This is a genomic window from Cupriavidus sp. GW822-FHT06G04 (genome assembly GCF_058799075.1).
Window position 1 is genome coordinate 466,535 of sequence record NZ_JBXALD010000001.1, and the last position, 24,960, is coordinate 491,494.

Sequence of the window (24,960 nt, forward strand, 5' to 3'; positions counted from 1 at the left end):
CTCCGGTTTTTGAGTCCTCAGCCCATGTTCAACGTCGTCCTTGTCGAACCCGAAATCCCGCCGAACACCGGCAATGTGATTCGCCTGTGCGCCAATACCGGCGCGCAGTTGCATCTGGTCAAACCACTGGGATTTCCGCTCGAAGATGCCCGCATGCGGCGCGCGGGCCTGGATTATCACGAGTACGCAACGATGCGCGTGCATGACAGCTGGGACGCGCTGATGGCCGCCGAACAACCCGATCCGGCGCGCATGTTCGCGCTGACCACGCATGGCTCGACGCCGTTCGGTCAGGTCAGCTTTGCCCCGGGCGACTGGTTCGTGTTCGGTTCTGAAACGCGCGGGCTGTCGCCCGAGCGCCGCGAATGGTTTCCGGCTGCACAGCGCATCCGGCTGCCAATGCGGCCCAACAATCGCAGCCTGAACCTGTCCAACACGGTGGCCGTGGTGGTCTTCGAAGCCTGGCGGCAGAACGGATTCGCGGGCGGCGCCTGATCAATTTTCCGGCTGCACACTGGCAGCGCGGATCACCTTGTCCCATCGCGCTTTCTCGCTGACCATCGTCTGGCGCAGCGACGCCGGCGCGGTGCCAGCCGGCACAAAGTATTGCGCACGCATTTTCTCGCGCACGTCGTCGCTGCCGATCACCTTCACCAGTTCGCGATAGAGCCGATCGACGATCGGCGCGGGCGTGCCGGCCGGCGCGAGGATGGCCTGCCACGAGATCGCCTCGAAACCCGGATAACCCGATTCGGCCACCGTCGGCACCGACGGCAGCACAGCCGTGCGGCCGGTCGACGTCACGGCCAGCAGGCGCAGCTTGCCCGCATTGACCATCGGCATGGCGATGGCAGGCACCATGAAGCCCGCCTGCACCTGGCCGCCGATCATGGCCGTGGTGATCTGCGGAAATCCCGGATAAGGCACGTGCTGCAAGTCGATGCCAGCCATTGCCTTGAGCTGCTCCATTGCCAGATGGGCTGCACTGCCGTTGCCGACCGAACCATAGTTCAACGCGCCGGGCTTGGATTTGGCCAGCGCGACGAATTCGCGGAGGCTGTGCACCGGCAGGCGCGCATCGATCGCCAGCACATTGGGCGACGTGGCAACCAGCGTCACCGGCGCCAGCTGCTTCATCGGGTCATAGCTCAGATGCCGGTACAGCGAAGGCGCGGTGACCAGCGGACCGTTAATGGTGAACAGCAACGTATAGCCATCGGGCGCGGCCTTGGCCACGGTGCCCGTGCCGATATTGCCGCCAGCACCGGGGCGGTTTTCGATCACGATGGGCTGGCCCAGTGCAAGCGCCAGCTTTTCCGTGACGATGCGCGCGATCAGGTCCGGCGACGAACCCGCCGGAAACGGCACGACCATGCGGATCGGCCTGCTGGGCCAGTCATCGGCGACGGCCTGCGTGGGACGCAGCGCGGCTGCGGGGGATGCGACGAGCGCAAGAATGGCTTGGCGGCGGGAAAGCACTGTTCAGGTTGTTTGTGCGCGGGTGAGAAATCCGACGATCATTCATCGCGCGCGTCGCGCTGAAGCAAGCGCGCCACGGCATCGGCGGCGGGCAGATCCTCGAACAGGACCGCGCAGACAGCGCGCGTGATCGGCATTTCCACGCCATGCCGCGCCGCCAGCGCGGCGACAGCCTTGGCGCAACGCACGCCCTCGGCCACATGCCCAAGTCCGTGGAGGATCTGCTCCAGCGTCTTGCCGGCGGCCAGTTGCTGCCCTACCTTGCGGTTGCGCGACAAGTCGCCGGTGGCCGTCAGGATCAGGTCGCCAACGCCGGCCAGCCCCATGAAGGTTTCCGAGCGGCCGCCCAGCGCCACCCCGAGCCGGGTCATTTCCGCCAGGCCGCGCGTCACCAGCGCGGCGCGCGCGTTGAGACCAAGGCCGAGCCCGTCGCTCGCGCCGGTGGCGATCGCCAGCACATTCTTGACCGCGCCGCCGACTTCGACGCCGATCAGGTCGTCGCTGCCATAGACGCGCATGGCGTGATGGTGGAACGCCGCCTGCGCGCGGTCCGCCAGCACATGCGCGGTGCCGGCCACCGTCAGCGCGCAGGGCAAGCCCTGCGCCACTTCCTTGGCAAAGCTGGGGCCGGTCAGCACGCCAAATTCGATGTCCCCTTGCGCAATACCCAGGGCATCGAGTTCCTCGCGCACCATCTGGTGCGGCAGCGCGTGTGTGTCGGCCTCGAAGCCTTTGCACAGCCACAGCATCGACAGTGGCGCGTTGCGGCGCCGCGCCGCCAGCCGGCGAGTCATTTCGCGCAGCCCGGCGACGGGCGTGGCGACGATCAGCAGCCCTTGGGGATCGGCCAGCGCGTGATCGACGGCGCGATCGAAATCGGGCTGGCAAACCAGCCGCGCCGACAGCGCCACGCCGGGCAGGTACGCGACATTGATGCCGGTCGCGGCGATGGTGGCCAGTTGGTCGGCATCGCGGCCCCAGAGCATCACATCGTGGCGATGGTCGGAGGCGGCATGGCTGGCAAGCGCTGTACCCCACGCTCCGGCGCCAAGGATGGTCAGATTCATGGCAGTTCGGCGAATTGCGCTGTCATGAAGACAGTATGTACGGGACGAGCGACGCCCGTGGACTTCAGAAACACCAAACGGGGCCGAAGCCCCGTCTGGCACACATCGAAACCGAAGTTCCGATCAGTGGCGGGCCTGGCTGCCGTCCGGCAGCACGATGCCGGAATCGCCAGCCTGCGCCTGCGCTTCCTGCATGGCGGCTTGCAGGCGTTGCTCGTAAAGCGCCTGGAAGTTGATTTCCGACAAGTGGATGGCCTGGAAACCGGCGCGCGTGATGACGTCGGCAATGTTGCCGCGCAGGTACGGATAGAGGATGGTCGGGCAGGCGATGCCCAGCAGCGGGTCGAGCTGTTCGGCCGGCACGTTGCGGATATCGAAGATGCCGGCCTGGTGGGCTTCCACCAGGAACGCGACCTTGTCCTGCACCTTGGTCGTCACGGTGCCCGTCACGACGACTTCGAAAATGCCTTCCTGCAGTTGGGCGGCGCCCACATTCACCTGCACTTCGACCGACGGGGCTTCCGATTCGAGGAAGATGGCCGGCGAATTCGGCTGCTCGAGCGACATGTCCTTCAGGTACACGCGCTGGATGTTGAAGAAGGGCTGGTCTTCCTGCTGGGTGGCTTGTTGCTGGTCGCTCATGAAAGGCTTCCGGATGGATCGGTTTGGGCGCGCGATGCGCCATGCGCTGCCGGCGGCGAAGGCCTCCGGCGGCTGTTTGGAAAGCGCATATGGTACATGACGCCGATGGCGAATTCACCCGGCTCCGGCACTATCAGAATCGTCTTAGCCGCGCGGCGCCGCCGCGGCGGGGTCAGGCGGCCAGCAGCGGCGTCAGCCCGCCCTGGCGGTCGAGCGCCGACAGATCGTCGAAGCCGCCGACATGGGTCTCGTCGATGTAGATCTGCGGAACGGTACGGCGTCCGGTGCGGCTCATCATCTCCTCGCGCTTGCCCGGCTCGCGGTCGATCAGGATCTTCTCGATCGTTTCCACGCCGCGCTGCTTGAGCAGGCGCTCGGCCATCTGGCAATAGGGACACACTACCGTGCTGTACATGACGACGCGGGCCATGCGGGATCTCCTTGACTGCAAAAAAAGCAAAACACAGCGGCGCGGTCCGCCCAGGGCAGTACCGCGCCGCGACTGCTTGTTCAATGGGGCTGTTTTCGTTACTTGATGACCGGCAGGCCGGCCTGCTGCCAGGCGGCCATGCCGCCATCCAGCGCGTAGACCTCACTGTAACCGGCTTCTTTCAGCGCTGCTTGAGCCTTGCCCGAGCGCTGGCCGGTCTGGCAGATCACGATGATGGGGGTCGCCTTGTCCTTTGCAAGACCAGCGGCGCGGTTGGCGATATCGGCAAGTGGCGCACTCTTCGCTTGCGGCAGATGGCCCTTGGCAAATTCGGCGGCATCGCGGATGTCCACCACTACTGCGTTGCGCTTGTTGATCAGCTGCGTGGCCGCAGCCGTATTGACGCGCTTGCCGCCGGTTCCGGCCTTGATTTGCGGCCAGGCCAGCAGGCCGCCCGAGACCACGGCGATCGCGATCAGGGCCAGGTTGTTATAGTCGGCGAAGAAATTCACGTTGGCATTCCGTTGGGTTGGGTCGGCGGCATTATAAAATACGCGGTTTCGCGCCAGCGCCGATATTTATCGGCCGCCGGTGCCGCCATCGCGTGGCACCATGGCGCCGCAGGTCACTCACTACCCGGAAGCAGCATGTACAAGCTCGTTCTTATCCGCCACGGCGAATCCACCTGGAATCTCGAAAACCGCTTCACCGGCTGGGTCGACGTCGATCTGACCGACACCGGCATCGCGCAGGCCAAGCAGGGCGGCCAACTGCTCAAGGAAGCCGGTTTCAGCTTCGACGTGGCCTATACCTCGGTGCTCAAGCGCGCCATCCGCACGCTTTGGCACGTGCAGGACGAAATGGACCTGATGTGGATTCCCGTGCGCAATGAATGGCGTCTGAACGAACGCCACTACGGCGCGCTGGCCGGCCTGAACAAGGCCGAAACGGCCAAGAAGTACGGCGATGCGCAGGTGCTGGTGTGGCGCCGCAGCTACGACACCCCGCCGCCCGCGCTGGAGCCGACCGACGAACGCGCCTCGTTCAACGATCCACGCTACGCCAACGTGCCGCGCAGCGAAGTGCCGCTGACCGAGTGCCTGAAGGACACCGTGGCCCGCGTGATGCCGTTGTGGAACGAATCGATCGCTCCGGACATCAAAGCCGGCAAGCGCGTTGTGATTGCCGCGCACGGCAACAGCATTCGCGCGCTGGTGAAGTACCTGGATCAGATTTCGGATGACGACATCGTCGGCCTCAACATTCCCAACGGCACGCCGCTCGTGTACGAGCTTGACGCCGACCTGCGCCCCTTGCGCCATTACTACCTGGGCGACCAGGACGCGATCGCCGCGTCGCTGGCGGCCGTGGCCAACCAGGGCAAGGCCGGCTGACGACCGGTGCGCCCGCGCGCCGGTCCGTTTGCCGTCCGGATAGGCGCGCCGTCAGTGTGGCCAGCCACACCATGCGCAGGTGGCCCGCAGGTCTTTTTCTGCGCACCCTCTTATACTGTCGGTCAAATCCGTGCCGGCCAGCCCCGCCGGCCAGCACGGATTTCACCTTGAAAATCCTCACACGTTCAGGCTGCCCTCATGCGTAAGACGCTCAAGAACATTAGCCTCGTCTCAGTCGGCGTCGTTGCCGGCGTGCTGGCCACGCTGCAGATTTCGGCCACCGCCCAGAATGCCTCCGGGCCGTTGCCGCTGGACCAATTGCGGCTGATGTCCGACATCTTCGGGCAGATCAAGCGCGAGTATGTGGAACCGGTCGACGACAAGAAGCTGCTGACCGAAGCCATCAAGGGCATGGTCGCCAGCCTCGATCCGCACTCGGCATACCTCGACGAGAAGGATTTCAAGGAGCTGCAGGAAGGCACGCGCGGCCGTTTCGCCGGCCTTGGCATCGAAATCTCGCAGGAAGAAGGCCTGGTCAAGGTCATCAACCCGATCGAGGACACGCCGGCCTTCCGCGCCGGCATCCAGCCGGGGGACCTGATCACGCGTATCGACGACAAGCCGGTGCGCGGCCTGCCGCTGGAACAGGCTGTCAAGCGCATGCGCGGCGAGCCCGGCACCAAGGTCACGCTGACCATCTACCGCAAGAGCGAGGAACGCACGTTCCCGGTCTCGATCACGCGCGCGGAGATCCGCGTGCAGTCGGTCAAGACCAAGATGCTCGACAACAACACGATCGGCTGGGTGCGCCTGACGAGCTTTCAGGAACGCACCGTGTCCGATCTGGGCCGTCGTCTCAAGGAGATGGCGGAAAAGAACCCGAATCTGAAGGGCATCATCCTGGATCTGCGCAACAACGGTGGCGGCGTGCTGCAGGGCGCCGTGGGCGTTGCGGCGGCGTTCCTGCCCGAAGATGCGACGGTGGTTTCCACCAACGGCCAAGTGCCCGACGCCAAGCGCGTCTACAAGGCGTCGTTCAACAACTACCGGCTGTCGTCGCTCGACGAGGATCCGCTCAAGGACCTGCCGCCGCAGTTCAAGAAGCTGCCGATGATCGTGCTGACCAACGCCTATTCGGCGTCGGCGTCCGAAATCGTGGCGGGCGCGCTTCAGGACCAGAAGCGCGCGCTGATCATGGGCAAGACCACGTTTGGCAAGGGTTCGGTGCAGACCGTGCGTCCGCTGACCAACGACACCGGCATCAAGCTGACCATCGCGTATTACTACACGCCGTCGGGCAAGTCGATCCAGGCCAAGGGGATTCGCCCCGATATTCCGGTCGACCAGAACCCTGAAGGCGATCCGGACGACGCGCTGATCACGCGCGAAATCGACACGGAGCGCCACCTGCACAACAAGCAGGAATCGGAAGAACCCGAAATGGCCGAGCGCGAGCAACGTCGTGTCGACGAACTGCGTCGCCTGGAGGAAGAAAACGCCAAGAAGACGCCGGAAGAGCGCGAGAAGGAACGCAAGAAGAAGCCAGTGGAATTTGGCTCGGCCGACGACTTTATGCTGCAGCAGGCGATCGCGCAGCTCGACGGCAAGCCGGTGCAGCGCTCCAAATCGCGCCTCGAAGCGACCGGCACGGCGGGCAAGCCCGACACCAAGGAAGAAAAGCAGGAAGGCAAGTCCGGCAAGACGCCTGCGGCCAAGCCGGCCGCTAAGCCCGCGCCGTCCAAGCAGCCGGCCAGCCAGCCGCCCGCCAGCGCACCGATGGGCGATCCGCTGGGCACGCCGACCGGCAAGAAGTAATCAAGCCGCGCCGCCGCCCGCTACGGTACGGCGGCGGCGCTTGCAGAGAGCTGCCTGCGGCCCGCGGTATTGCACCGGCGGGCCGTTTTTGTTTGCAGATGACCCATGAATGACGACCAGCTGCTGCGCTATTCGCGCCATATTTTGCTCGACGAGATCGGGATCGAAGGCCAGGAGCGCTTGCTCGCCGGCCGCGTGCTGGTCGTCGGCGCGGGCGGTCTTGGCGCGGCCGCGATGCCCTACCTGGCTTCGGCCGGCGTGGGGCACCTCACGATCGTCGATGACGACGATGTCGACCTGACCAACCTGCAGCGCCAGATCCTCCACACCACCGCCAATGTCGGACGGCCCAAGGTGGAGTCGGCCAGGGAAGGTCTGCTGCGCATCAATCCCGATATCGATGTCGAGCTGGTGTCGCAGCGCGTCGGCGATGCCGAACTCGATGGCCTTGTGGCGGGTGCCGATGTGGTGCTCGATTGCTGCGACAACTTCGCCACGCGCCAGGCGGTCAACCGCGCCTGCCTGAAACATCGCAAGCCATTGGTATCGGGTGCGGCACTGCGCTTCGACGGTCAGGTCAGCGTGTATGACCTGCGCCAGACCGATGCCCCCTGCTACGGCTGCCTGTTTCCGCCGTCGGAGCCCGCGCCGGAAGCGGCCTGCGCGACGATGGGTGTGTTCGCGCCGCTGGTGGGCATGATCGGCACCGTCCAGGCGGCCGAAGCGCTAAAAGTGCTGGCCGGCGTCGGCCAGACGCTGTCCGGGCGCCTGCTGATGGTCAATGCAATGACGATGGAATGGACCACGATGCGGCTGGCGCGTACGCCGGACTGCGAGGTCTGCGGGGAAAGTCACTGAGGCTGGAGGCGGCTGGCGCGTGGCCGGGGAACGTTGCCGGATCCTGACGATCCCGCGTCGGAGCCCTCCTCGCGGGATCGCCAATGTCGGCGAAAAACGACTGGATGGAGACAAGAATCCGAATGAGAAAGGTTATTGCCTCATCCGATGCGTGAGCGTGGCGCCATCCGCACCACGCCGCGAACCATCCGCTGCCCGGAAACGCAGGCGGCGGGCGGCGGCTAGCCAGGCTTATTGCTCGCCCGGCTCCATCTGGGACTGCAGGTAGTTCTGCAGACCAACCTTGTCGATCAGGTCCAGCTGCGTTTCCAGATATTCGATGTGCTCTTCCGTGTCGGTAAGGATGTCGACCAGGATTTCGCGGCTGACGTAGTCGCCGACCGATTCGCAGTACGCAATGCCTTCCTTGACGGTCTGGTGCGCAGTCTGCTCGAGCTTCAGGTCGCACTTGAGCATTTCGGGCGTGTCTTCGCCGAGCAGCAGCTTGTGCAGGTCTTGCAGGTTCGGCAGTCCGTCCAGCATCAGGATGCGGTCGATCAGGCGGTCGGCGTGCTTCATTTCGCCGATCGATTCCTTGTATTCGACATCGCCGAGCTTCTTCAGGCCCCAATGGCGATACATGCGCGCGTGCAGGAAATACTGGTTGATCGCGGTCAGCTCGTTCTTGAGCTGAGCGTTCAGGTGCTGGATGACCTTCTTGTCACCTTTCATACGGGGGCTCCGGTTACAGACAACAACGAACCCGGCCCTCGGATGGTGGTGATATCGGGAAACGAAAAAACGCGCCGCGGATGAACATCCTGGCGCGCTTCTGAAACCACACGTTGTTCGGTGGAACGCTTCCTGAGTCAGGCGACCAGCGCGGTACGCTGGTCGTTCGCGACTGCCGGGTCACGAGCGTCCATTATGGCATGTGACGCAGCAGACGAACAGGTCGATATTTCGACCACCTGAATCGTCGAGATTTTCGAAGCCTTCATGGTCTGCACGGCGGCCACGCCTTCGCACAGCACCTGTTTCGCGCAGTCGCGGCAACGGCCGCAGCAGGTTCCCACACCGAGCGTTTCGGCCAGCTCGTCGAGCGTGGTCACGCCAAGATGAGCGGCGCCATGGATCTCATGGTCGGTAACCTGGTTGCAAATGCAAACGTACACAAAAGCCTCCTCGGACAGCGACGGCACCGGCATGCCGTTCGCGATGAGAGGCAGAATATCAGAGATCGAAAATGATAACAATTCCCATTAAACAAGAAGGGAATCGCGCTGCACAGCACCGGCTACCGACCCTCTGCAAAGGATTTTATCCATCACTTATCGGCGCCGATTTGTGGCGTCCATGCCTCGGAGCTCCGCAAAAAACCCTTTAAACCAAAGGGTTACGCGGTTAGCATCTTCAGCGCTGTGCCCAGTTCCTCGGGCTCGTAGCAGGCCAGGATCTGATCGACGGCCTTTTGCAGACGCTCGCAATCGGCGTGAATCACCTCCTGCTTCACGCGCAGCAGCTGGGCCGGATGCATGGAAAACTCGCGCAGTCCCATGCCCAGCAACAGACGAGTCATGGCGGGGTCGCCGGCCATTTCGCCGCACACCGCCACCGGCACGCCGGCGTGGTTGGCATCGCGGATCGTGCGCGCGATCAGATGCAGCACCGCCGGATGCAGCGGATCGTACAGGTGGGCCACGGCGTTGTCGGCGCGGTCGATCGCCAGCGTGTACTGGATCAGGTCGTTAGTGCCGATCGACAGGAAATCCATGCGCTTCAGAAACAGCGGCAGTATCAGCACGGCGGCCGGAATCTCGATCATGGCCCCGACCTTGACGCCGGGATCATAGGGCTGGCCGCGACTGTCGAGCTGGCGCTTGGCCTGCGCGATCAATTCGAGCGTCTGGTCGATTTCGCTGGCGTGCGCGAGCATCGGTATCAGCAGGCGGACCGGGCCGAACGCGGACGCGCGCAGCAACGCGCGCAATTGCGTCAGGAACATGGTCGGCTCCGACAGCGACCAGCGGATCGCGCGCAGTCCAAGCGCAGGATTGAGGGCCGTTTCGAAATCGCTGGTGATGCCGTCCAGCGGCTTGTCGGCGCCAATATCGATGGTGCGGATCGTGACCGGCAGCCCATGCATCGCCTCCACTGCATTGCGATAGGCCTGGAACTGCTCTTCCTCGTCCGGCAGTTCGTCGCGCCGGTTCATGAACAGGAATTCCGAACGGAACAGCCCCACGCCCACCGCGCCGGCGGCCAGCGCTGCACCGGCATCCTCGGCCATTTCGATATTGGCCAGCAGCTCGATTTCGAGCCCATCGAGCGTAACAGCCGGCATATGGCGCAACCGCTGCAGGCGCTTTTTCTCGAGCGCGCGCTCGCTCTGGCGGTGCCGGTATTCCTCAAGAATGATGGCCGACGGATCGACGATGACCAGGCCCGCATCGCCGTCGATGATGATCCAGTCGTCCTGGCGAATCAGTTCGCTGGCGTTTTTCACGCCCACCGCGGCGGGAATGTCGAGGCTGCGCGCCACGATCGCCGTGTGCGAGGTGCGTCCGCCCAGATCGGTGACGAAACCGTGGAAAATCGTGTGCTTGAACTGCAGCATGTCGGCCGGCCCGATGTCGTGGGCGACCACGATCACGCCCGGCGCCGCCTCGCCGTCCGGCGCCAGCGCGGGCACCGGCGCGGGCGCCAGCACCGGCGCGCCGGCCAGCACCTTGAGGATCCGCTCAACCACCTGCTGGATGTCGGCCTTGCGCTCGCGCAGATACTCGTCTTCGATCTCGTCGAACTGGCGCATCAGTTCCTCGAGGCGCGTGGTCAGCGCCCACTCCGCGTTATAGCGGCGCTGGAGGATCAACTGCTCGGGCTCGCGCGACAGCGCCTCGTCGTCGAGGATCATCGCGTGCACGTCCAGGAACGCGCCCATTTCCTCGGGCGCCTCGCGCGGCAGATCACGCTTGAGCGTGCGCAGTTCGGCCCGCACCGTGGCGCGCGCCGCGCGCAGGCGCTCGACTTCTGCGTCGAGGCGGTCTTCGTCGACCAGATAGTGCGATACGTCGAGCGCAGCCGGCGCCAGGATGTGGGCGCGCCCGATGGCGACCCCACGCGAAACCGGAATGCCGTGCAAGGCAAAGGGCATGACCCGCTCCGTCAGGAACGTTAAGGAATACTGCTTGTAGCGCCGGAGCTCATTCGCCTTCGCCGAAACGGTTGGCGATCAGCGCCAGCAGCGCGTCCATCGCCTCCTGCTCGTCGGGACCTTCCGTCTCCAGCGTGACCGTCGACCCGATGCCAGCGGCCAGCATCATCACGCCCATGATGCTCTTGGCGTCGACCTGGCGACCGTTGCGGGACATTTTTACCTGGCTTTTGAAGCTGCCCGCCAGTTGCGTGAGCTTGGCGGAGGCACGGGCGTGCAGCCCGAGCTTATTGATGATGGTGGTGTCCCTCTGCAGCATATTTGTCGGGATGATTAGCGGTTTGATTCTGGACGGTTGTCGTGCCCACCTGGAGCACGCCCTGGGCACCACCGGCGAGCGCCTTGGTGGCCAACTGGTCAAGCTTTTCGGTGCGGTAGCAGATGGCCCGCACGAGCATCGGCAAATTGACGCCCGCCAGCACCTTGACTCGCCCCGGATCGGCGAGCTTGGCGGCGATATTGGCCGGCGTGGCGCCGAAGATATCGGTCAACACCAGCGCGCCATTCTCTTCGCAAACGGCTTCCAGGCAGCGGCGCGCTTCGGCAAGCACGGCGGCCGGATCGGCGTCGGCCACCACATCGACGGCCTCGAGCCGCGGCGGCTGCCCGCAGTAGACGTGGGCAGCACAATCGCGCAGCGCCGATGCAAGCGGCGCATGCGCGATAATTAATATTCCTGCCATGATGGTGAATCCGTTGGACTGCCACGAATTGTAGCAGGCAGCCTTACGGCCTCCCGGCGTGTTTGTGCGGAACGCCCGCACTGTGGCGCCCCAGCATCGAATGATCGCCGATCAGCGACGATCGGCGGCGACGGCCTGCTCCAGTGCGTCGATGAACATGCCAGCCACGTTGAACCCAGTCTGCTGGGCGATTTCCTGGAAACAGGTCGGACTCGTCACATTTACCTCGGTGAGGTAGTCGCCGATCACATCCAGTCCCACCAGCAACAGGCCCTGCTTCCACAGTCCCGGCGCCAGCGTCTCGGCGATCTCGCGGTCGCGCGCGCTCAGCTCCTGCGCACGGCCGATGCCGCCGGCGGCCAGGTTGCCGCGAATCTCGCTGCCCTGAGGAATGCGCGCCAGCGAATAAGGCACGGGCTTGCCGCCGATCAGCAGGATCCGCTTGTCGCCGTCCTTGATCGCCGGGATGTAGCGTTGGATCATCAGCGTGCGCGCGCCGTTGTCGCTTAGCGTCTCGACGATCGACCCCAGGTTCATGCCGTCCGGACCCACGCGGAAGATGCCCATGCCGCCCATGCCGTCGAGCGGCTTGACGATGATGTCGTGGTGCTCGGCGTGGAACGCGCGGATGCGCCCGGCATCACGCGTGACCAGCGTCGGCGTGATGAACTGCGGAAACTGGCCGATCGCCAGCTTCTCGGAATGATCGCGGATGGCCTGCGGCTTGTTGAACACGCGCGCGCCCTGCTTTTCCGCCAGTTCCAGCAGCCACGTGCTGGTGACGTACTCCATGTCGAACGGCGGATCCTTGCGCATCAACACCGCATCGAAAGTGGCCAGCGGCGTCAGCGCGGCCTCGCCCAGCCGGAACCAGTCCTTGCCATCGTCGACAAGATCAAGCGGACGCACCACCGCTTCCACCACGTTGGCCGACAGCGACAGCTGCGATTGCAGGCAGAAATACAGCTCGTGCCCGCGCGCCGCCGCCTCGGTCATCATGGCGTAGGTGGAATCCTTGTACGTTTTGAAGGTTTCCAGCGGATCGGTAATGAACAGGATGCGCATGATGGCTCGTGGCGTCAGGTAAGAGACGTCCGGCGCGGCTTTGGGCGCGCCGGATCGGGGGCGTGCGGCAGGCGGGCGGCCCGCCGCGCGTTACAGGATCGGATTCGGATCGGTCTTTTCCAGCTCCACCGACGCCGCCAGCAACGCCAGCCGCGCCACCACGCCATACATGTAGAAGCGGTTGGGCACGGCCGCGCCCGGCTTGGCGTGGCTGTCCGGAATGCCGTTCGGCGCAAACGCCAGCGGCACGAAATGCATGCCCGGCGCGTTCAGGTTCTCGTCGTTGCCACGGCCCGTGTGCACGCGATAGAAGCCGCCGACCACATAGCGGTCGATCATGTACACCACCGGCTCGGCGACGGCTTCGTTGACCTTTTCGAACGTATGCACGCCTTCCTGGATGATCACGTCGGAGACCTCGAGGCCTTCCTTCACGACGCTCATCTTGTTGCGTTCCTTGCGGTTCAGGCCCTTGATCTCGGACGGATCGCGCACGGTCATGATGCCCATGCCGTACGTGCCGGCATCGGCCTTGACCACGACATAGGGCGTTTCCTTGATGCCGTATTCGCGATACTTCTTGGCGATCTTCTTGAGCACGCCTTCCACCGCATCGGCCAGTTCTTCCTCGCCGATCCGCTCGTGGAAGTTCACGCCGGAGGTTCGCGCGAAGTATGGGTTCACCATCCATGGATCGATATCGATCAGCTTGGCGAACTTCTTGGCAACCTCGTCATACGCGGCGAAGTGGCTGCTCTTGCGGCGCGTCGACCAGCCCGCGTGCAGCGGCGGCAGCAGGTACTGTTCGTTGATGTTCTCGAGGATCGGTGGGATGCCTGCCGACAGGTCGTTATTCAGCAGGATCGAACACGGATCGAAATCCTTCAGGCCAAGCCGGCGGCCCTTGGTGCCCAGGCGCGCCAGCGGCTCGACCACCAGCGTCTGGCCGTCGGGCAGCTCGATCGGCGTCGGTTCGGTGATTTCTTCCGACAGCGAGCCAAGCCGCACATTGAGCCCGGCCTGACGCATGATCAGCGACAACCGCGCGACGTTCTGCAGATAGAACATATTGCGGGTGTGACGTTCGGGAATCAGCAGCAGGTTCTTGGCGTCCGGGCAGATCTTCTCGATCGCGGCCATGGCGGCCTGCACGGCAAGCGGCAGCATTTCCGGGGCGAGGTTGTTGAAACCGCCCGGAAACAGGTTCGTATCGACCGGAGCCAGCTTGAAGCCAGCGTTGCGCAGGTCGACGGAACAATAGAACGGCGGAGTATGCTCCTGCCATTCCAGCCTGAACCAGCGCTCGATGGACGGCGTCGCGTCCAGGATCTTCTTTTCCAGTTCGAGCAGCGGACCGTTCAGCGCGGTGATGAGATGCGGGACCATATCCATCCTAGGAATCAGCTTTATTGTCCGCCCCGATTGTAAGGGAACGGCCTCCGGCCTGCTGACGAGCCTTGCATAACCTTATGCGCCGACCGGTGGCAGGGGAAGCGGATATGGGGTCGATCCGCCGATTTCAAACCCCGCACGGCCAACGCTGGCGCGGCTGGGCGCATGGCTGGGCGCAAAAAAAAAGCGCGGCGTGGCGCCGCGCTTTCAAATGGCCTGACAGATACGGGGAGCGTTCTGCAGGTGGAGGAAACTGCCTCAATGGCACTCTATGCGCGCTCCCAGACAAAGACAATTGAGACTTTTTAAGATCCGATTTAAGCACCCTGCGAATACTGACACGTGTTTGACTGTCGACTCTGCCAATGTGGACAGATTGCGCTGGACATAAAAAAGCCCCGGCGCAAGGCCGGGGCAAAACTCCTGAGAGAAGATTCCCAATCAGCTCTCCAGCACAACACTGTCGCGGATATCAGACTTCGTAGGCGGTCTCGCCGTGCGAGGTGATATCCAGACCTTCGCGCTCCTCTTCTTCCGGCACGCGCAGGCCAATCAGCATGTCCACCAGCTTGTAGGCCACCAGGGCCACCACGCCCGACCACACGATGGTGGTCAGCACGCCTTCGAACTGGATCCAGACCTGGCCGGCGATCGAGTAGTCGTCGGCCACCTTGTTGGCGACGTAGTCGTAGATGCCCACGCCACCGAGGCTCGGCGCCGCGAACACACCGGTCAGCAGCGCGCCGACGATACCGCCCACGCCGTGCACGCCGAACACGTCCAGCGAATCGTCCATGCCCAGCATGCGCTTCAGGCCAGTGACGCCCCACAGGCACAGCAGGCCGGCGATCAGACCCATCACGATCGAACCCATCGGGCCGACGAAGCCGGCAGCCGGGGTGATCGCCACCAGGCCAGCCACCGCACCCGAGGCGCCGCCCAGCATCGACGGCTTGCCCTTGCCGATCCATTCGCCGAAGGTCCACGCCACCACTGCGGCGCAGGTGGCCAGCAGCGTGTTGACGAAGGCCAGCGCGGCGCCGCCGTTGGCTTCCAGGCCCGAACCGGCGTTGAAGCCGAACCAGCCGAACCACAGCAGCGAGGCGCCGACCATCGTGAACGTCAGGCTGTGCGGACGGATGGCTTCGCGGCCAAAACCGATGCGCTTGCCGAACATGAACGCGCCGACCAGACCAGCCACGGCAGCATTGATGTGCACCACGGTGCCGCCTGCGTAGTCAAGCGCGCCCTTCTGGAACAGCCAGCCCGCTTTGGCCGTAGCGGCAGCGCCGGCGGCGGCATCGGTGTAGGCGTCCGGACCCGGCCAGAACCAGACCATATGGGCCATCGGGATGTAGGCGAAGGTGAACCACAGCACCACGAACACCAGCACGGCCGAGAACTTGGCGCGTTCGGCGAAGGCGCCGATGATCAGGCCGCAGGTAATCGCCGCGAAGGCGCACTGGAAGGCGAAGAACACCAGTTCCGGAATCACCACGCCCTTGCTGAAGGTTGCGGTCACCGCATCGGCGTTCAGGCCCTTCATGAACAGACGATCCACGCCGCCGAAGAATGCGTTGCCTTCGGTGAACGCGAAGCTGTAGCCGTAGATGGCCCACAGCAGCGAGACCACCGAAAAGATCATCAGGCACTGCATCAGCACCGACAGCATGTTCTTGGAGCGCACCAGACCGCCGTAGAACAGCGCCAGACCCGGCAGCGTCATCAGAATCACGAAGGCAGTGGCTACCAGCAGCCAGGCGGTATCGCCCTTATTGGGAACCGGCGCCGGCGCTGCGGCGGGCGCGGCTTCGGCAGGGGCGGCGGCAGCAGCCGGGGCAGCTGGCGCGGCCGGTGCGGCAGCTGCGGGCGCAGCTGCTGCGGTGGCGGCCGGGGCCGAGGCCTCCGCGGCGGGCTTGTCCTGCGCCACGGCATGGGTGGACAGGCCGAGGCTGGCCGTGCCGAGCGCCAGCGCCATCGCGCCGGCCGTCAGGAATCGCTTGATCCAGGTTTTCATTTGCTTGACCTCTGTCTCTCGTCTTTCTGTTGTCACAGCGCATCGCCGCCGGTCTCGCCGGTGCGGATCCGAATGACCTGTTCGATCGGCGCGATGAAGATCTTGCCGTCGCCAATCTTGCCGGTACGCGCCGACTTCTCGATGGCTTCGATGGCGCGCTCCACCACTTCATCGGGGACCGCCACCTCGATCTTCACCTTGGGCAGGAAATCGACGATGTATTCGGCGCCGCGGTACAGCTCCGTATGGCCCTTCTGGCGACCGAATCCTTTGACTTCGGTCACGGTGATGCCGGACACGCCCACGTCCGAGAGCGCTTCACGCACCTCGTCGAGCTTGAACGGCTTGATGACAGCAATGATGAGTTTCATCGGATATCTCCTTGGGGCAGCCAGCCGCTGCGGGCCGCCCGCCCTGAAGCTTGGTGTTTAGAAAGTCTTGGTGATCGACGCCCAGGCTGCCGCCTTGCCGAGGTAGCGGCCGCGGTTGGCGCTGGTATAGAACGACTCCTTCGCGTTGGTGTCGACATACGCCACCGACAGCGCAAAGCCCTTGCCCAGGTCCTTGGTCAAGCCGACCTTCCAGTCCGTGTACGACGCATCGCTATGGCGCGACACATGCTGGTAGCCCACATGGGCGTTGAAGGTCAGATCCCAGAAATTCAGCGGCACGTTGGCGGTCAGGTCCACGTAGTAGCTGTTCTTGCTGTCGTCCACGCCGAACAGGTTCGTCACGGCATGCGAATACTTCAGGAACACCGGACCATAGCCGATGCCGCCGTAGAGCTCGGTCGTGTACGGACGCGTGGTGGTGTAGCCGCCCGGGTAGTAGTACTGCAGCACGCCGAAGTCATAGTTGAAATCGAGCCCGGACACCTGGAAGGTGTTCTTGAAGCCGCCGTAGAAATCCATTTCGACCGGCGCGGACACCGACGAGTCCGCATCTTCGAGCCAGCTGATGCTCGAGTTCCAGTTGCCGACGTAGAAGCCGCTTTCGTGCGAATAGTCGAACCCGCCCTGGATGGCCGGACGCAGATTGGTCTGGCTGATACCGCGATAGCGATAGTCAGAGACCAGCGACACGTTGGCCGTGAATGTGTGGGGCGATGCCGGCTCGGCGGCGGGTGCGGGGGCTGCAGGCGGGGCGGCGTCCGGTGCGGTCTGCGCGAACGCAACCGGGGCGGCGAGGCTGAGCAGGACCGCAGCGGCGCTGACTGCGAGGCTCGACGTCTTCATCTGGTTTTCTCCTTTTCCTTGATCTTCGCGGGCTCGTTAAGAGGGATCTGCTGCTTTTTTTGCTCTTGGGCTGTCGACGCTCCTGGACACCGGTACTGCAACTGCCGTGCCAGCTGATCCGCCCCGTGCCAGCGCATGCCTTGCCAAGGCACCGCGGATCGTCGGCAAGCGCGGTCGGCACCACTTGCCGAACGATCCCGCGCACATGGGATCCCTCCTAAATTGCGAGAAAAGATGTGAGCAAGCCTTGTCGGAGCTTTCATGGCGGCGGCCGAAGCGCCATAATCCGCGTCAGGAAGGGTCAAGTGCAGCGCGCATGGCGTATCGCGTCCGCGCATCGCCCGGTCGGCTGCCACCCAGCCCGTTGCGCCCCAGTCGGGTGCATCGGACAAGCGCGGCGATGAGCACCACCATCTGCCGCATCGCCCCATTGCGGTGCATGCGTGACAAATGCGTCATCAAAGTGCGGCAGACCAGCCCTGAAATATCAAATTGGTCACTACAGGAGTTCCAAATGAAACCGACCGATCTCTTCAACGACCTGCAAAACAAGATCAGCGAAGCGCTGCGCAACTCGCCTGCCAAGGACATCGAGAAAAACGTGCGCAGCATGATGAGCCAGGGCTTTTCCCGCCTGGACCTGGTCACGCGCGAGGAATTCGACGTGCAGTCGCAAGTGCTGGCGCGCACCCGCGCGCGCCTGGAAGAACTGGAAGCCCGCGTCGCGGCGCTGGAAGCCCGCGCCGGCGCCGGCACACCGTCGACAGGGGTATGACCCGGCGCGCCAGCCGCCCCGCGCAACGCCAGCAAGGCCACCGTGATCCGGTGGCCTTTTTCGTTAACACTTTCGAAAACGTATGAGCCTCGCTGTCCTGCGCAGCCGCGCGCTGACCGGCATCGACGCCCCGCCCGTCTCGGTGGAAATCCATCTGGCCAACGGCCTGCCCGCGTTCAATATCGTCGGCCTGGCCGATACCGAAGTGCGCGAGAGCCGCGAGCGCGTGCGCGCGGCCTTGCTGAACAGCGAATTCGAATTTCCGAACCGCCGTATCACCGTCAATCTGGCGCCGGCGGACCTGCCCAAGGAGTCGGGCCGGTTCGACCTGGCGATCGCGCTGGGCATCCTGGCGGCCAGCGGGCAAGTGCCGGGCGACAGGCTGGATACCTTCGAGTTTGCCGGCGAGCTGTCGCTGGCCGGCGATCTGCGCCCCGTGCGCGGCGCGCTGGCCATGGCAATGGGGCTGGCGCAAGACAACCGCGCGCGCGTATCCCACGGTCACGCGGCGCGGGCCTTTATCGTTGCAGGAGACAACGGCCGCGAGGCGGCGCTGGTCGAAGACCTGTCGGTGTTTGCCGGCGCCACGCTGCGCGACGTCTGCCATCACATCGGACTGCCGCCCGAGCAGCCCTTGCCGCGCGCCCAGCCGCCTCGCCGCCCCGTCGACACCGACGCCGGCCCGGACATGCGCGACGTGCGCGGCCAGGCGCAGGCCCGCCGCGCGATGGAAATCGCCGCGGCGGGTCAGCATTCGGTGCTGCTGGTCGGGCCGCCGGGCACGGGCAAATCGATGCTCGCCCAGCGCTTTCCAGGCCTGCTGCCGCCGATGACCGAAGCCGAGGCGCTGGAGGCCGCCGCGCTGCAAAGCCTGTCGACCGGCGGATTCCACCCGGCGCTGTGGGGACGGCGGCCATTCCGCAGCCCCCACCACACCGCCAGCGCGCCGGCCATGGTCGGCGGCGGCGGCAATCCACGCCCCGGTGAAATTTCATTGGCCCATCACGGCGTGCTGTTCCTCGATGAACTGCCGGAGTTCGAGCGCCGCGTGCTGGAAGTTCTGCGCGAGCCGCTGGAAACCGGCCGCATCACGATATCGCGCGCCGCCGCACAGGCCGATTTCCCGGCGCGTTTCCAGTTCGTCGCGGCCATGAACCCATGCCCATGCGGCTATCTGGGCCACCCCACGCGGATGTGCCGCTGCACGCCGGACCAGATCCAGCGCTACCAGTCGCGCATCTCGGGCCCATTGCTGGATCGCGTGGACCTGCAGATCCATGTGCCCGCGCAAAGTCAGCAGGAAATCTTCGATGGCCCGCCCGGCGAGCCAAGCGCCGTGCTGCGCGATCGTGCGGTGCTCGCGCGGCAGCGCCAGTTGGCGCGCCAGGGCATGCCGAACAGTGCGCTGGCGGGCCGCGACATCGACACGCATTGCCCGCTCGACGCCGAAGCCCAGACGCTGCTGCGCAGCGCGATCGAAAAGCTTGGATGGTCGGCGCGCGCGTATTTCAGGGTTCTCAAGGTGGCGCGCACGATTGCCGATCTTGCCGATTGCGACGTGCTGGACGCCGGCCACGTGGCCGAAGCGATCCAGTACCGGCGCGTCCTGCGCAGCGCCTAGGCGTGCGGAATGCGCGGCCGGCCGCGCCTGGCCGATTCCAGACGAACAAATGCCCGCCGAGGCGGGCAGGGATGGGCGGCAAGCGTGGCGCGTCACACCGGCGGTTCGCCAGGCGGGGCCGGCGGGTCCTCGATGGGCGGTTGGTCGGGCGGAAATCCCGGTGGCTGCGGTTCGTCAGGCGGGGGCTCGCGATGGGCGCCGGGCAGGATTCTCGGTCGATGGACATCTCGCATTGCACTCTCCAGGCATTGGCAATCACTCCCATTGAAGCAAACTCGGCCGCCCGATGCCAGCGACGCGCGATCCTCGCGCACCGCGCGCCTTGGGAAGATCAGGCGCGATCAGGCGTGATGGCGGCGCACGAAGAACAGCGCCGTGCCGACTGCCATCAGCACGCCGCCGAAGAAACGGTTCTGCCAGCGCACGGCGCGCGCATTGCGGAACAGGCCCTGCATGCGCGATGCCAGCAGCGCATAGCCATGCATCACGATCAGATCCACAAAGCACATCGTGGCGGCCAGAATCGCCAGTTGCACACCGAGCGGATGGCTCGGGTCGATGAACTGCGGCAGCACCGCGACCATGAAAATGATCCCCTTGGGATTGGTCACGTTGGTCAGCAGGCCGGTGACAAATCGACGGCGCCGGCTCATGACCGTGACGCGGACATCGCCCTGTCGCCCGTTTGCGTCCTGCGGACTGGTTTGCACCTTCGCACGCCACTGCTGTACGCCCAGGTAGATCAGATACATCGCGCCGATCGTCTTCACGACGAGGAAGGCCTCTTCGGACGCCAGCAGCAACGCACCGAGCCCACCGCCTGCAATCAGCAGGATGACCACCAGCCCGGTCTGCAGCCCCAGGATCGTCGTCGAGGTCTTCTTCAATCCGTACGACAACCCGTGGCTCATCGACAGGACGGCGCCGGACCCCGGCGAAACGGCAATTACCCAGCACGCCGCAAAATAGGCCAGCCAAACTTCCCAACGCATTGCTGCTCTCCCTTGATCGATAACGTTCTAAAACGGGTGAAAACCGCCGAGAAACTGTTCGACCTGCTCTGCCTGGCGCGCATCGCGCGCGGCGTCGCCGGCTTCCAGTACCACGGCCTGATAAACGTGCAAACCTGTCGCCACCAGTCGCGCGGTCAGCCGGCGCGGCGCTTTGTCCTGTGGCGACACGCCGGCCACCGACACCTCCACGGCGTCGAGCGGGACCGGCGGTTGCGCGGCCGACATCACGGTGACCTGCCGCGCGTGCGGCGGCGTATCGGGATGCGCGCCGAGGTTGGCCACGAGGCCGGCCTGCATCGACGCCAACGCCTCGCGACGTAGCTCGGCGTCATTGGTCGGCAACGTGACGACGCCAACCGCAAACAGGGTTTCGCCGATGCGCGCCGCCTCCATCGTCATCGGCATTTTCCGGCCGGCGATCGATACATCGCGCGCGGCGCTGGTGGGCTTGCCGGGATAGAGCGCGGCATATTTGCCATCGTTGGAAATGGTCGTGCGCCAGTCGTATTTCGGCGAACACGCCGACAACGCGCACCAGAGCACGGCGCACAGCAGATAGACACGCTTGCGGAAGCGAAGCATTGGGGACATGAAAAATGGGGGCGGCCGGCGCGTGCGCCCAGCCGCGGCACGGGCGCACGCAAGCCGGTATTATCCGGGAAGCCGCGCGCCCGCGCATTCGAAAATGACACCGGGCCCCTGGCAAGCTTGAATTTGCGAGGTCGATATGTCTGCACGCCCCCCGATGCGCACCGCCGCGATCTTCACATGGATGGCCCTGGCGCTGGCCAGCGCCGTCGGCGCGGCCCACGCTGCGTCGCACCTGCCCGCCATGACCGACATCGCCGCACAGACCAGCGCCGCGGCCAAGCGCGGGGAACCGCTGGTGGTACTGGTCAGTCTGCCCGATTGCACCTATTGCGAAACCGTACGCCGCAACTATCTCGGCCCGCAGTCGGCCACCGGCGAGATCGCCGCACGCGAAATCGACATGACCGCCGACACGCCGATCCGCGACGCCGATGGCACCATGACGACAGCCAGGCAATGGGCGCGGGCGCGCAATATCTCAATAGCGCCCACCGTGCTGTTCCTCGATCGCAATGGCCGCAATCTGGCCAATCCGCTGCGCGGCATGCAGCCCGATTTTTATGGCGCCTATCTGGAACAGGCCATCGACGAGGCCCGCGCCAAGATCGCCAGCAAATCCGCGGCATCCCAGTAGACATCGGTGCGGCCCGTCCCATGTGCGAGCGCAATTGGCTTTTCCTGCACAATTGCGGCGAATTGCCGCAGGGCAGTGGCGCCTTGCCTGTCCAGCCGGCGGCGGCGGCCGCGCGGCAGTAGAATAGCTGCCGACCCGGCATCAGGCCGCCCCGCTGGGCCTGTGCCCGTGGGCTTCGTTATTGAACCGGAGCCTCGTTCGGACCACGTCGTCGGGCTCCTGATCGAGTGCTTCATTCCCGGAACCAACACCTCATGTCCAATTCCGTCACCCCCGCCGCACCGTCACGCAAGCGCTGGCCCATCGCCGTCGCCGTGGTGGTCGTCGCGCTGCTGGGCTTCTTCGGCTATCGCGCACTGAGCCCGGCCAGCGCCGTTCCGGACGCCACCTTCACGTTGCTCTCGGGACAAAAAATCAGCACGACCGATCTCAAGGGCAAGGTCTACCTGATCAATTTCTGGGCAACCAGCTGCGTCACCTGCGTCAAGGAAATGCCGCAGATGGTCAACACGTACAAGCAATACAAGGACAAGGGTCTCGATTTCGTTGCCGTGGCGATGAACTACGATCCGCCGATGTACGTGGTCAATTACGCCAAGACGCGCGAACTGCCGTTCAAGGTGGCGATGGATTCGGACGGCGCGGCGGCCAAGGCATTCGGCAATGTCCAGCTGACGCCCACCACCTTCGTCGTGGACAAGAACGGCAAGATTCTCAAGCGCTACGTCGGCGAGCCCGAGTGGGATGCGCTGCACAAACTGCTCGATGGCGCGCTGGCCAGCGCGGCCTGAGCCATCGGAACGCTACTGAAAAGGTGCCCTGGAGGCACCTTTTTTGTTGTGCCGACGCACGGCCGATCCGCGCAGCTTGCCACGCCAAGCTGTATGGATATACAGTAGGCGCCAGTTTTCCATCCCCCAGCCCTTCCAGTTTGATCCCAGCCACCGTGTTACCGGACCTCGCCGCCGAACCCGACGCGCTCGACGAAGTCGCCGAGGCGCCGTCTTACCTTGCCCGACTGAATCCGGAACAGCGCGCGGCCGTGGAATACGCGGGCGACGCGCCCCTGCTGATCATCGCTGGCGCGGGATCGGGCAAGACCAACACGCTGGCGCATCGCGTGGCGCATCTGGTGGTGGGCGGCGCGGATCCGCGGCGCATTCTGCTGCTGACCTTTTCGCGCCGCGCCGCGGCCGAAATGGGCCGCCGCGTCGAACGTATCGTCGATCAGGCGCTGGGCACGCAAACCGGCGCGGGGCGCGCGGCGCTGCAATGGTCGGGGACCTTCCACGCCATCGGCGCGCGATTGTTGCGCGAATATGCGGAAACGCTCGGGCTGGCGCCCACCTTCACCATCAGCGATCGCGGCGACTCGGCCGATCTGATGCATGTGGTGCGACACGACCTTGGCTTATCGGAACAGACCTCGCGCTTTCCGCGCAAGGAAACTTGCCTGGCGATCTATTCGCGCGTGGTGAACACACAGTTGCCGCTCGAAGTGGTGCTGAAAACGCAGTTCCCGCGCTACACGATGTGGGCCGATGCGCTCAAGACACTGTTTGCCGCGTATGTCGAAGCCAAGCAGAAGCAGCAGGTGCTCGACTACGACGACCTGCTGCTCTATTGGGCGCAAGCGCTGACCGAACCGGCGCTGGCGCAGGATATGGGCGCACGCTTCGACCACATCCTGGTGGACGAATACCAGGACACCAACGCGCTGCAGGCGTCGATCCTGCTGGCGCTCAAGCCGCACGGCACCGGCCTGACGGTGGTCGGCGACGACGCGCAGTCGATCTACGCGTTTCGTGGCGCCACGGTGCGCAACATTCTCGATTTCCCGACGCACTTCACGCCGCCCGCACAACAGGTGACGTTGTCGCAAAACTATCGGTCCACCCAGCCGATCCTGCACGCGGCCAACGCCGTGATCGGCCTGGCCGCCGAGCGCTTCACCAAGGATCTCTGGTCGCTGCGCGAATCGGCGGAAAAGCCGGGCGTAGTGGTGGTCAACGATGAAGCCGATCAGGCGCGCTTTGTGGTGGAACAGGTGCTGGCGCGTCGCGAAGCGGGATTGGCGCTGATGCAGCAGGCCGTGCTGTTTCGCGCGGCCGATCATAGCGCGCAGGTGGAAATCGAACTGGCCCGCAGAAATATTCCCTTCGTGAAATTCGGCGGCCTGAAGTTTCTCGAATCCACGCACGTCAAGGACGTGATGGCCGTGGTGCGCTGGCTGGAAAATCCGCGCGATCGCATGGCCGGATTTCGTACGCTGCAACTGCTGCCCGGCGTGGGCCCGAAGACCGCGGCGCGCGTGCTCGAAGGGCTCGAAGCGGCCACCGAGCCGCTGATCGCGCTGGAAGCATTCGAAGCGCCGCCGGCCGCCGCGCCGGCCTGGGACGAACTGTTGACGCTCGCGCGCACGCTGATGGCGCCGACGTCGCCGTGGCCATCGGAATTCGAGCAGGTGATCGCCTGGTATTTGCCGCACCTGGAGCGCATGCATGATGACGCCGCGGCCCGCCAGGCGGACCTGCAGCAGATCGAGCGGATCGCCGCCACCTATGCATCGCGCGAGCGTTTTCTGACGGAACTCACGCTCGATCCGCCCAGCGCTTCGAGCGACGAGTCGGGCGTGCCCTCGCGCGACGAGGACTATCTGATCCTGTCGACGATCCACTCGGCCAAGGGCCAGGAATGGAAGGCCGTCTACGTGCTCAACGCAGTGGACGGCTGCATGCCGTCGGACCTGGCGACCGGCACCACCGAAGAAATCGAAGAAGAACGGCGGCTGCTGTATGTCGCCATGACGCGTGCGCGCGACCACCTCGACGTGATCGTTCCGCAGCGTTTCTACGTGCACAACCAGGTAGGATTCGGCGACCGCCACGTCTACGCTTCGCGCACACGTTTCCTGCCCAATCGCGTGATGCCGAATTTTTACAGCCGGTCGTGGCCGCCGCCGCCCATGCCGGGCGAGGCGCCGCCCAAGCCCGCATTGCCGCAGGTGGATCTGGCGGGACGGATGCGGAATATGTGGAAGTAGGCGGCGTCGCAGG

The 24,960-nt window shown here is 64.7% G+C and carries 26 protein-coding genes; 9 read left to right on the forward strand and 17 right to left on the reverse strand.

The genetic code is table 11. The features are described 5' to 3' along the window. Nucleotides 1–24 precede the first annotated feature (24 nt). Complete coding sequence (gene trmL, locus AC1RKI_RS02150) at nucleotides 25–495, forward strand: tRNA (uridine(34)/cytosine(34)/5-carboxymethylaminomethyluridine(34)-2'-O)-methyltransferase TrmL (protein ID WP_061957247.1); 471 nt, start codon at nucleotides 25–27, stop codon at nucleotides 493–495. On the opposite strand, the gene AC1RKI_RS02155 is transcribed toward trmL, so the two are convergent. The 5 genes from AC1RKI_RS02155 to AC1RKI_RS02175 form a co-directional block, all read right to left on the reverse strand. Continuing rightward, entirely contained in the window at nucleotides 496–1,479 is a 984-nt protein-coding gene (locus tag AC1RKI_RS02155) for a Bug family tripartite tricarboxylate transporter substrate binding protein (RefSeq protein ID WP_492794016.1), read from the reverse strand. A gap of 38 nt (nucleotides 1,480–1,517) precedes the next feature. After that, on the reverse strand, nucleotides 1,518–2,546 hold the full coding sequence (locus AC1RKI_RS02160; RefSeq protein ID WP_150982474.1) for an NAD(P)H-dependent glycerol-3-phosphate dehydrogenase: 1,029 nt from the start codon (nucleotides 2,544–2,546) through the stop codon (nucleotides 1,518–1,520). Nucleotides 2,547–2,669: 123 nt separating this feature from the next. Next, complete coding sequence (secB, locus tag AC1RKI_RS02165) at nucleotides 2,670–3,188, reverse strand: protein-export chaperone SecB (RefSeq protein WP_061957250.1); 519 nt, start codon at nucleotides 3,186–3,188, stop codon at nucleotides 2,670–2,672. A gap of 172 nt (nucleotides 3,189–3,360) precedes the next feature. Next, nucleotides 3,361–3,618, reverse strand: coding sequence for a glutaredoxin 3 (gene grxC / locus AC1RKI_RS02170; RefSeq protein ID WP_061957251.1), 258 nt, complete (start codon nucleotides 3,616–3,618; stop codon nucleotides 3,361–3,363). Between the two features lie 98 nt (nucleotides 3,619–3,716). Next, nucleotides 3,717–4,130, reverse strand: coding sequence for a rhodanese-like domain-containing protein (locus AC1RKI_RS02175; RefSeq protein ID WP_150982473.1), 414 nt, complete (start codon nucleotides 4,128–4,130; stop codon nucleotides 3,717–3,719). A 135-nt stretch (nucleotides 4,131–4,265) separates the two neighbouring features. On the opposite strand from AC1RKI_RS02175, the gene gpmA reads away from it, so the two are divergent. The 3 genes from gpmA to AC1RKI_RS02190 all read left to right on the forward strand — a co-directional run bounded on the left by gpmA (nucleotide 4,266) and on the right by AC1RKI_RS02190 (nucleotide 7,685). Then, entirely contained in the window at nucleotides 4,266–5,012 is a 747-nt protein-coding gene (gene gpmA, locus AC1RKI_RS02180; protein ID WP_061957253.1) for a 2,3-diphosphoglycerate-dependent phosphoglycerate mutase, read from the forward strand. Nucleotides 5,013–5,210: 198 nt separating this feature from the next. Continuing rightward, complete coding sequence (locus tag AC1RKI_RS02185) at nucleotides 5,211–6,827, forward strand: S41 family peptidase (RefSeq protein ID WP_061957254.1); 1,617 nt, start codon at nucleotides 5,211–5,213, stop codon at nucleotides 6,825–6,827. 105 nt (nucleotides 6,828–6,932) lie between these two features. Next, on the forward strand, nucleotides 6,933–7,685 hold the full coding sequence (locus AC1RKI_RS02190) for a HesA/MoeB/ThiF family protein (RefSeq protein WP_492794011.1): 753 nt from the start codon (nucleotides 6,933–6,935) through the stop codon (nucleotides 7,683–7,685). Nucleotides 7,686–7,916: 231 nt separating this feature from the next. Here the strand turns inward: AC1RKI_RS02190 and bfr are convergent, their stop codons facing one another. The 10 genes from bfr to AC1RKI_RS02240 form a co-directional block, all read right to left on the reverse strand. Then, entirely contained in the window at nucleotides 7,917–8,396 is a 480-nt protein-coding gene (gene bfr / locus AC1RKI_RS02195) for a bacterioferritin (RefSeq protein WP_061957256.1), read from the reverse strand. A gap of 137 nt (nucleotides 8,397–8,533) precedes the next feature. Further along, a complete protein-coding gene (locus AC1RKI_RS02200) occupies nucleotides 8,534–8,839 on the reverse strand; it encodes a (2Fe-2S)-binding protein (RefSeq protein WP_061957272.1) in 306 nt (101 codons plus the stop codon). Between the two features lie 221 nt (nucleotides 8,840–9,060). Continuing rightward, nucleotides 9,061–10,818 (reverse strand): phosphoenolpyruvate--protein phosphotransferase, encoded by a 1,758-nt coding sequence (gene ptsP, locus AC1RKI_RS02205; protein ID WP_227458361.1) that lies wholly within the window; start codon nucleotides 10,816–10,818, stop codon nucleotides 9,061–9,063. 49 nt (nucleotides 10,819–10,867) lie between these two features. Next, on the reverse strand, nucleotides 10,868–11,137 hold the full coding sequence (locus AC1RKI_RS02210; RefSeq protein WP_061957258.1) for an HPr family phosphocarrier protein: 270 nt from the start codon (nucleotides 11,135–11,137) through the stop codon (nucleotides 10,868–10,870). Further along, nucleotides 11,106–11,561: a PTS sugar transporter subunit IIA gene (locus AC1RKI_RS02215; protein WP_061957273.1), complete on the reverse strand. Its 456-nt coding sequence runs from the start codon at nucleotides 11,559–11,561 to the stop codon at nucleotides 11,106–11,108. The genes AC1RKI_RS02210 and AC1RKI_RS02215 overlap by 32 nt, the downstream gene beginning before the upstream one ends. Nucleotides 11,562–11,672: 111 nt before the next feature. Then, nucleotides 11,673–12,626, reverse strand: a complete 954-nt coding sequence (gene gshB / locus AC1RKI_RS02220; protein WP_150982470.1) for a glutathione synthase — start codon at nucleotides 12,624–12,626, stop codon at nucleotides 11,673–11,675. A gap of 90 nt (nucleotides 12,627–12,716) precedes the next feature. Beyond that, complete coding sequence (gene gshA, locus AC1RKI_RS02225; protein ID WP_061957274.1) at nucleotides 12,717–14,012, reverse strand: glutamate--cysteine ligase; 1,296 nt, start codon at nucleotides 14,010–14,012, stop codon at nucleotides 12,717–12,719. A gap of 478 nt (nucleotides 14,013–14,490) precedes the next feature. Further along, nucleotides 14,491–16,035 (reverse strand): ammonium transporter, encoded by a 1,545-nt coding sequence (gene amt / locus AC1RKI_RS02230; RefSeq protein ID WP_492794008.1) that lies wholly within the window; start codon nucleotides 16,033–16,035, stop codon nucleotides 14,491–14,493. A 32-nt stretch (nucleotides 16,036–16,067) separates the two neighbouring features. Continuing rightward, nucleotides 16,068–16,406, reverse strand: coding sequence for a P-II family nitrogen regulator (locus tag AC1RKI_RS02235; protein ID WP_150982893.1), 339 nt, complete (start codon nucleotides 16,404–16,406; stop codon nucleotides 16,068–16,070). Nucleotides 16,407–16,463: 57 nt separating this feature from the next. Then, nucleotides 16,464–17,270: a TorF family putative porin gene (locus AC1RKI_RS02240; RefSeq protein WP_061960279.1), complete on the reverse strand. Its 807-nt coding sequence runs from the start codon at nucleotides 17,268–17,270 to the stop codon at nucleotides 16,464–16,466. Between the two features lie 514 nt (nucleotides 17,271–17,784). On the opposite strand from AC1RKI_RS02240, the gene AC1RKI_RS02245 reads away from it, so the two are divergent. Continuing rightward, the gene (locus AC1RKI_RS02245) at nucleotides 17,785–18,045 is read left to right on the forward strand and encodes an accessory factor UbiK family protein (RefSeq protein WP_150982894.1); all 261 of its coding nucleotides are present in this window, start codon (nucleotides 17,785–17,787) and stop codon (nucleotides 18,043–18,045) included. 82 nt (nucleotides 18,046–18,127) lie between these two features. Then, nucleotides 18,128–19,666 carry a YifB family Mg chelatase-like AAA ATPase gene (locus AC1RKI_RS02250; protein WP_492794005.1) on the forward strand — a complete coding sequence of 513 codons (1,539 nt, stop codon included), beginning with the start codon at nucleotides 18,128–18,130 and terminating at the stop codon, nucleotides 19,664–19,666. Nucleotides 19,667–20,007: 341 nt separating this feature from the next. On the opposite strand, the gene AC1RKI_RS02255 is transcribed toward AC1RKI_RS02250, so the two are convergent. Together AC1RKI_RS02255 and AC1RKI_RS02260 are read right to left on the reverse strand one after the other, a co-directional pair. Then, nucleotides 20,008–20,658: a LysE family transporter gene (locus AC1RKI_RS02255; RefSeq protein ID WP_150982896.1), complete on the reverse strand. Its 651-nt coding sequence runs from the start codon at nucleotides 20,656–20,658 to the stop codon at nucleotides 20,008–20,010. Nucleotides 20,659–20,685: 27 nt separating this feature from the next. Then, nucleotides 20,686–21,270, reverse strand: coding sequence for a hypothetical protein (locus AC1RKI_RS02260; RefSeq protein ID WP_150982897.1), 585 nt, complete (start codon nucleotides 21,268–21,270; stop codon nucleotides 20,686–20,688). A gap of 136 nt (nucleotides 21,271–21,406) precedes the next feature. On the opposite strand from AC1RKI_RS02260, the gene AC1RKI_RS02265 reads away from it, so the two are divergent. From AC1RKI_RS02265 to AC1RKI_RS02275, 3 genes are all read left to right on the forward strand, one after another. After that, nucleotides 21,407–21,904 (forward strand): thioredoxin fold domain-containing protein, encoded by a 498-nt coding sequence (locus AC1RKI_RS02265; RefSeq protein ID WP_407648705.1) that lies wholly within the window; start codon nucleotides 21,407–21,409, stop codon nucleotides 21,902–21,904. A 254-nt stretch (nucleotides 21,905–22,158) separates the two neighbouring features. Further along, nucleotides 22,159–22,695 (forward strand): TlpA disulfide reductase family protein, encoded by a 537-nt coding sequence (locus AC1RKI_RS02270; protein ID WP_061959691.1) that lies wholly within the window; start codon nucleotides 22,159–22,161, stop codon nucleotides 22,693–22,695. Nucleotides 22,696–22,850: 155 nt separating this feature from the next. After that, nucleotides 22,851–24,947: an ATP-dependent helicase gene (locus tag AC1RKI_RS02275; protein ID WP_061959694.1), complete on the forward strand. Its 2,097-nt coding sequence runs from the start codon at nucleotides 22,851–22,853 to the stop codon at nucleotides 24,945–24,947. The last annotated feature ends 13 nt before the right edge of the window (nucleotides 24,948–24,960 follow it).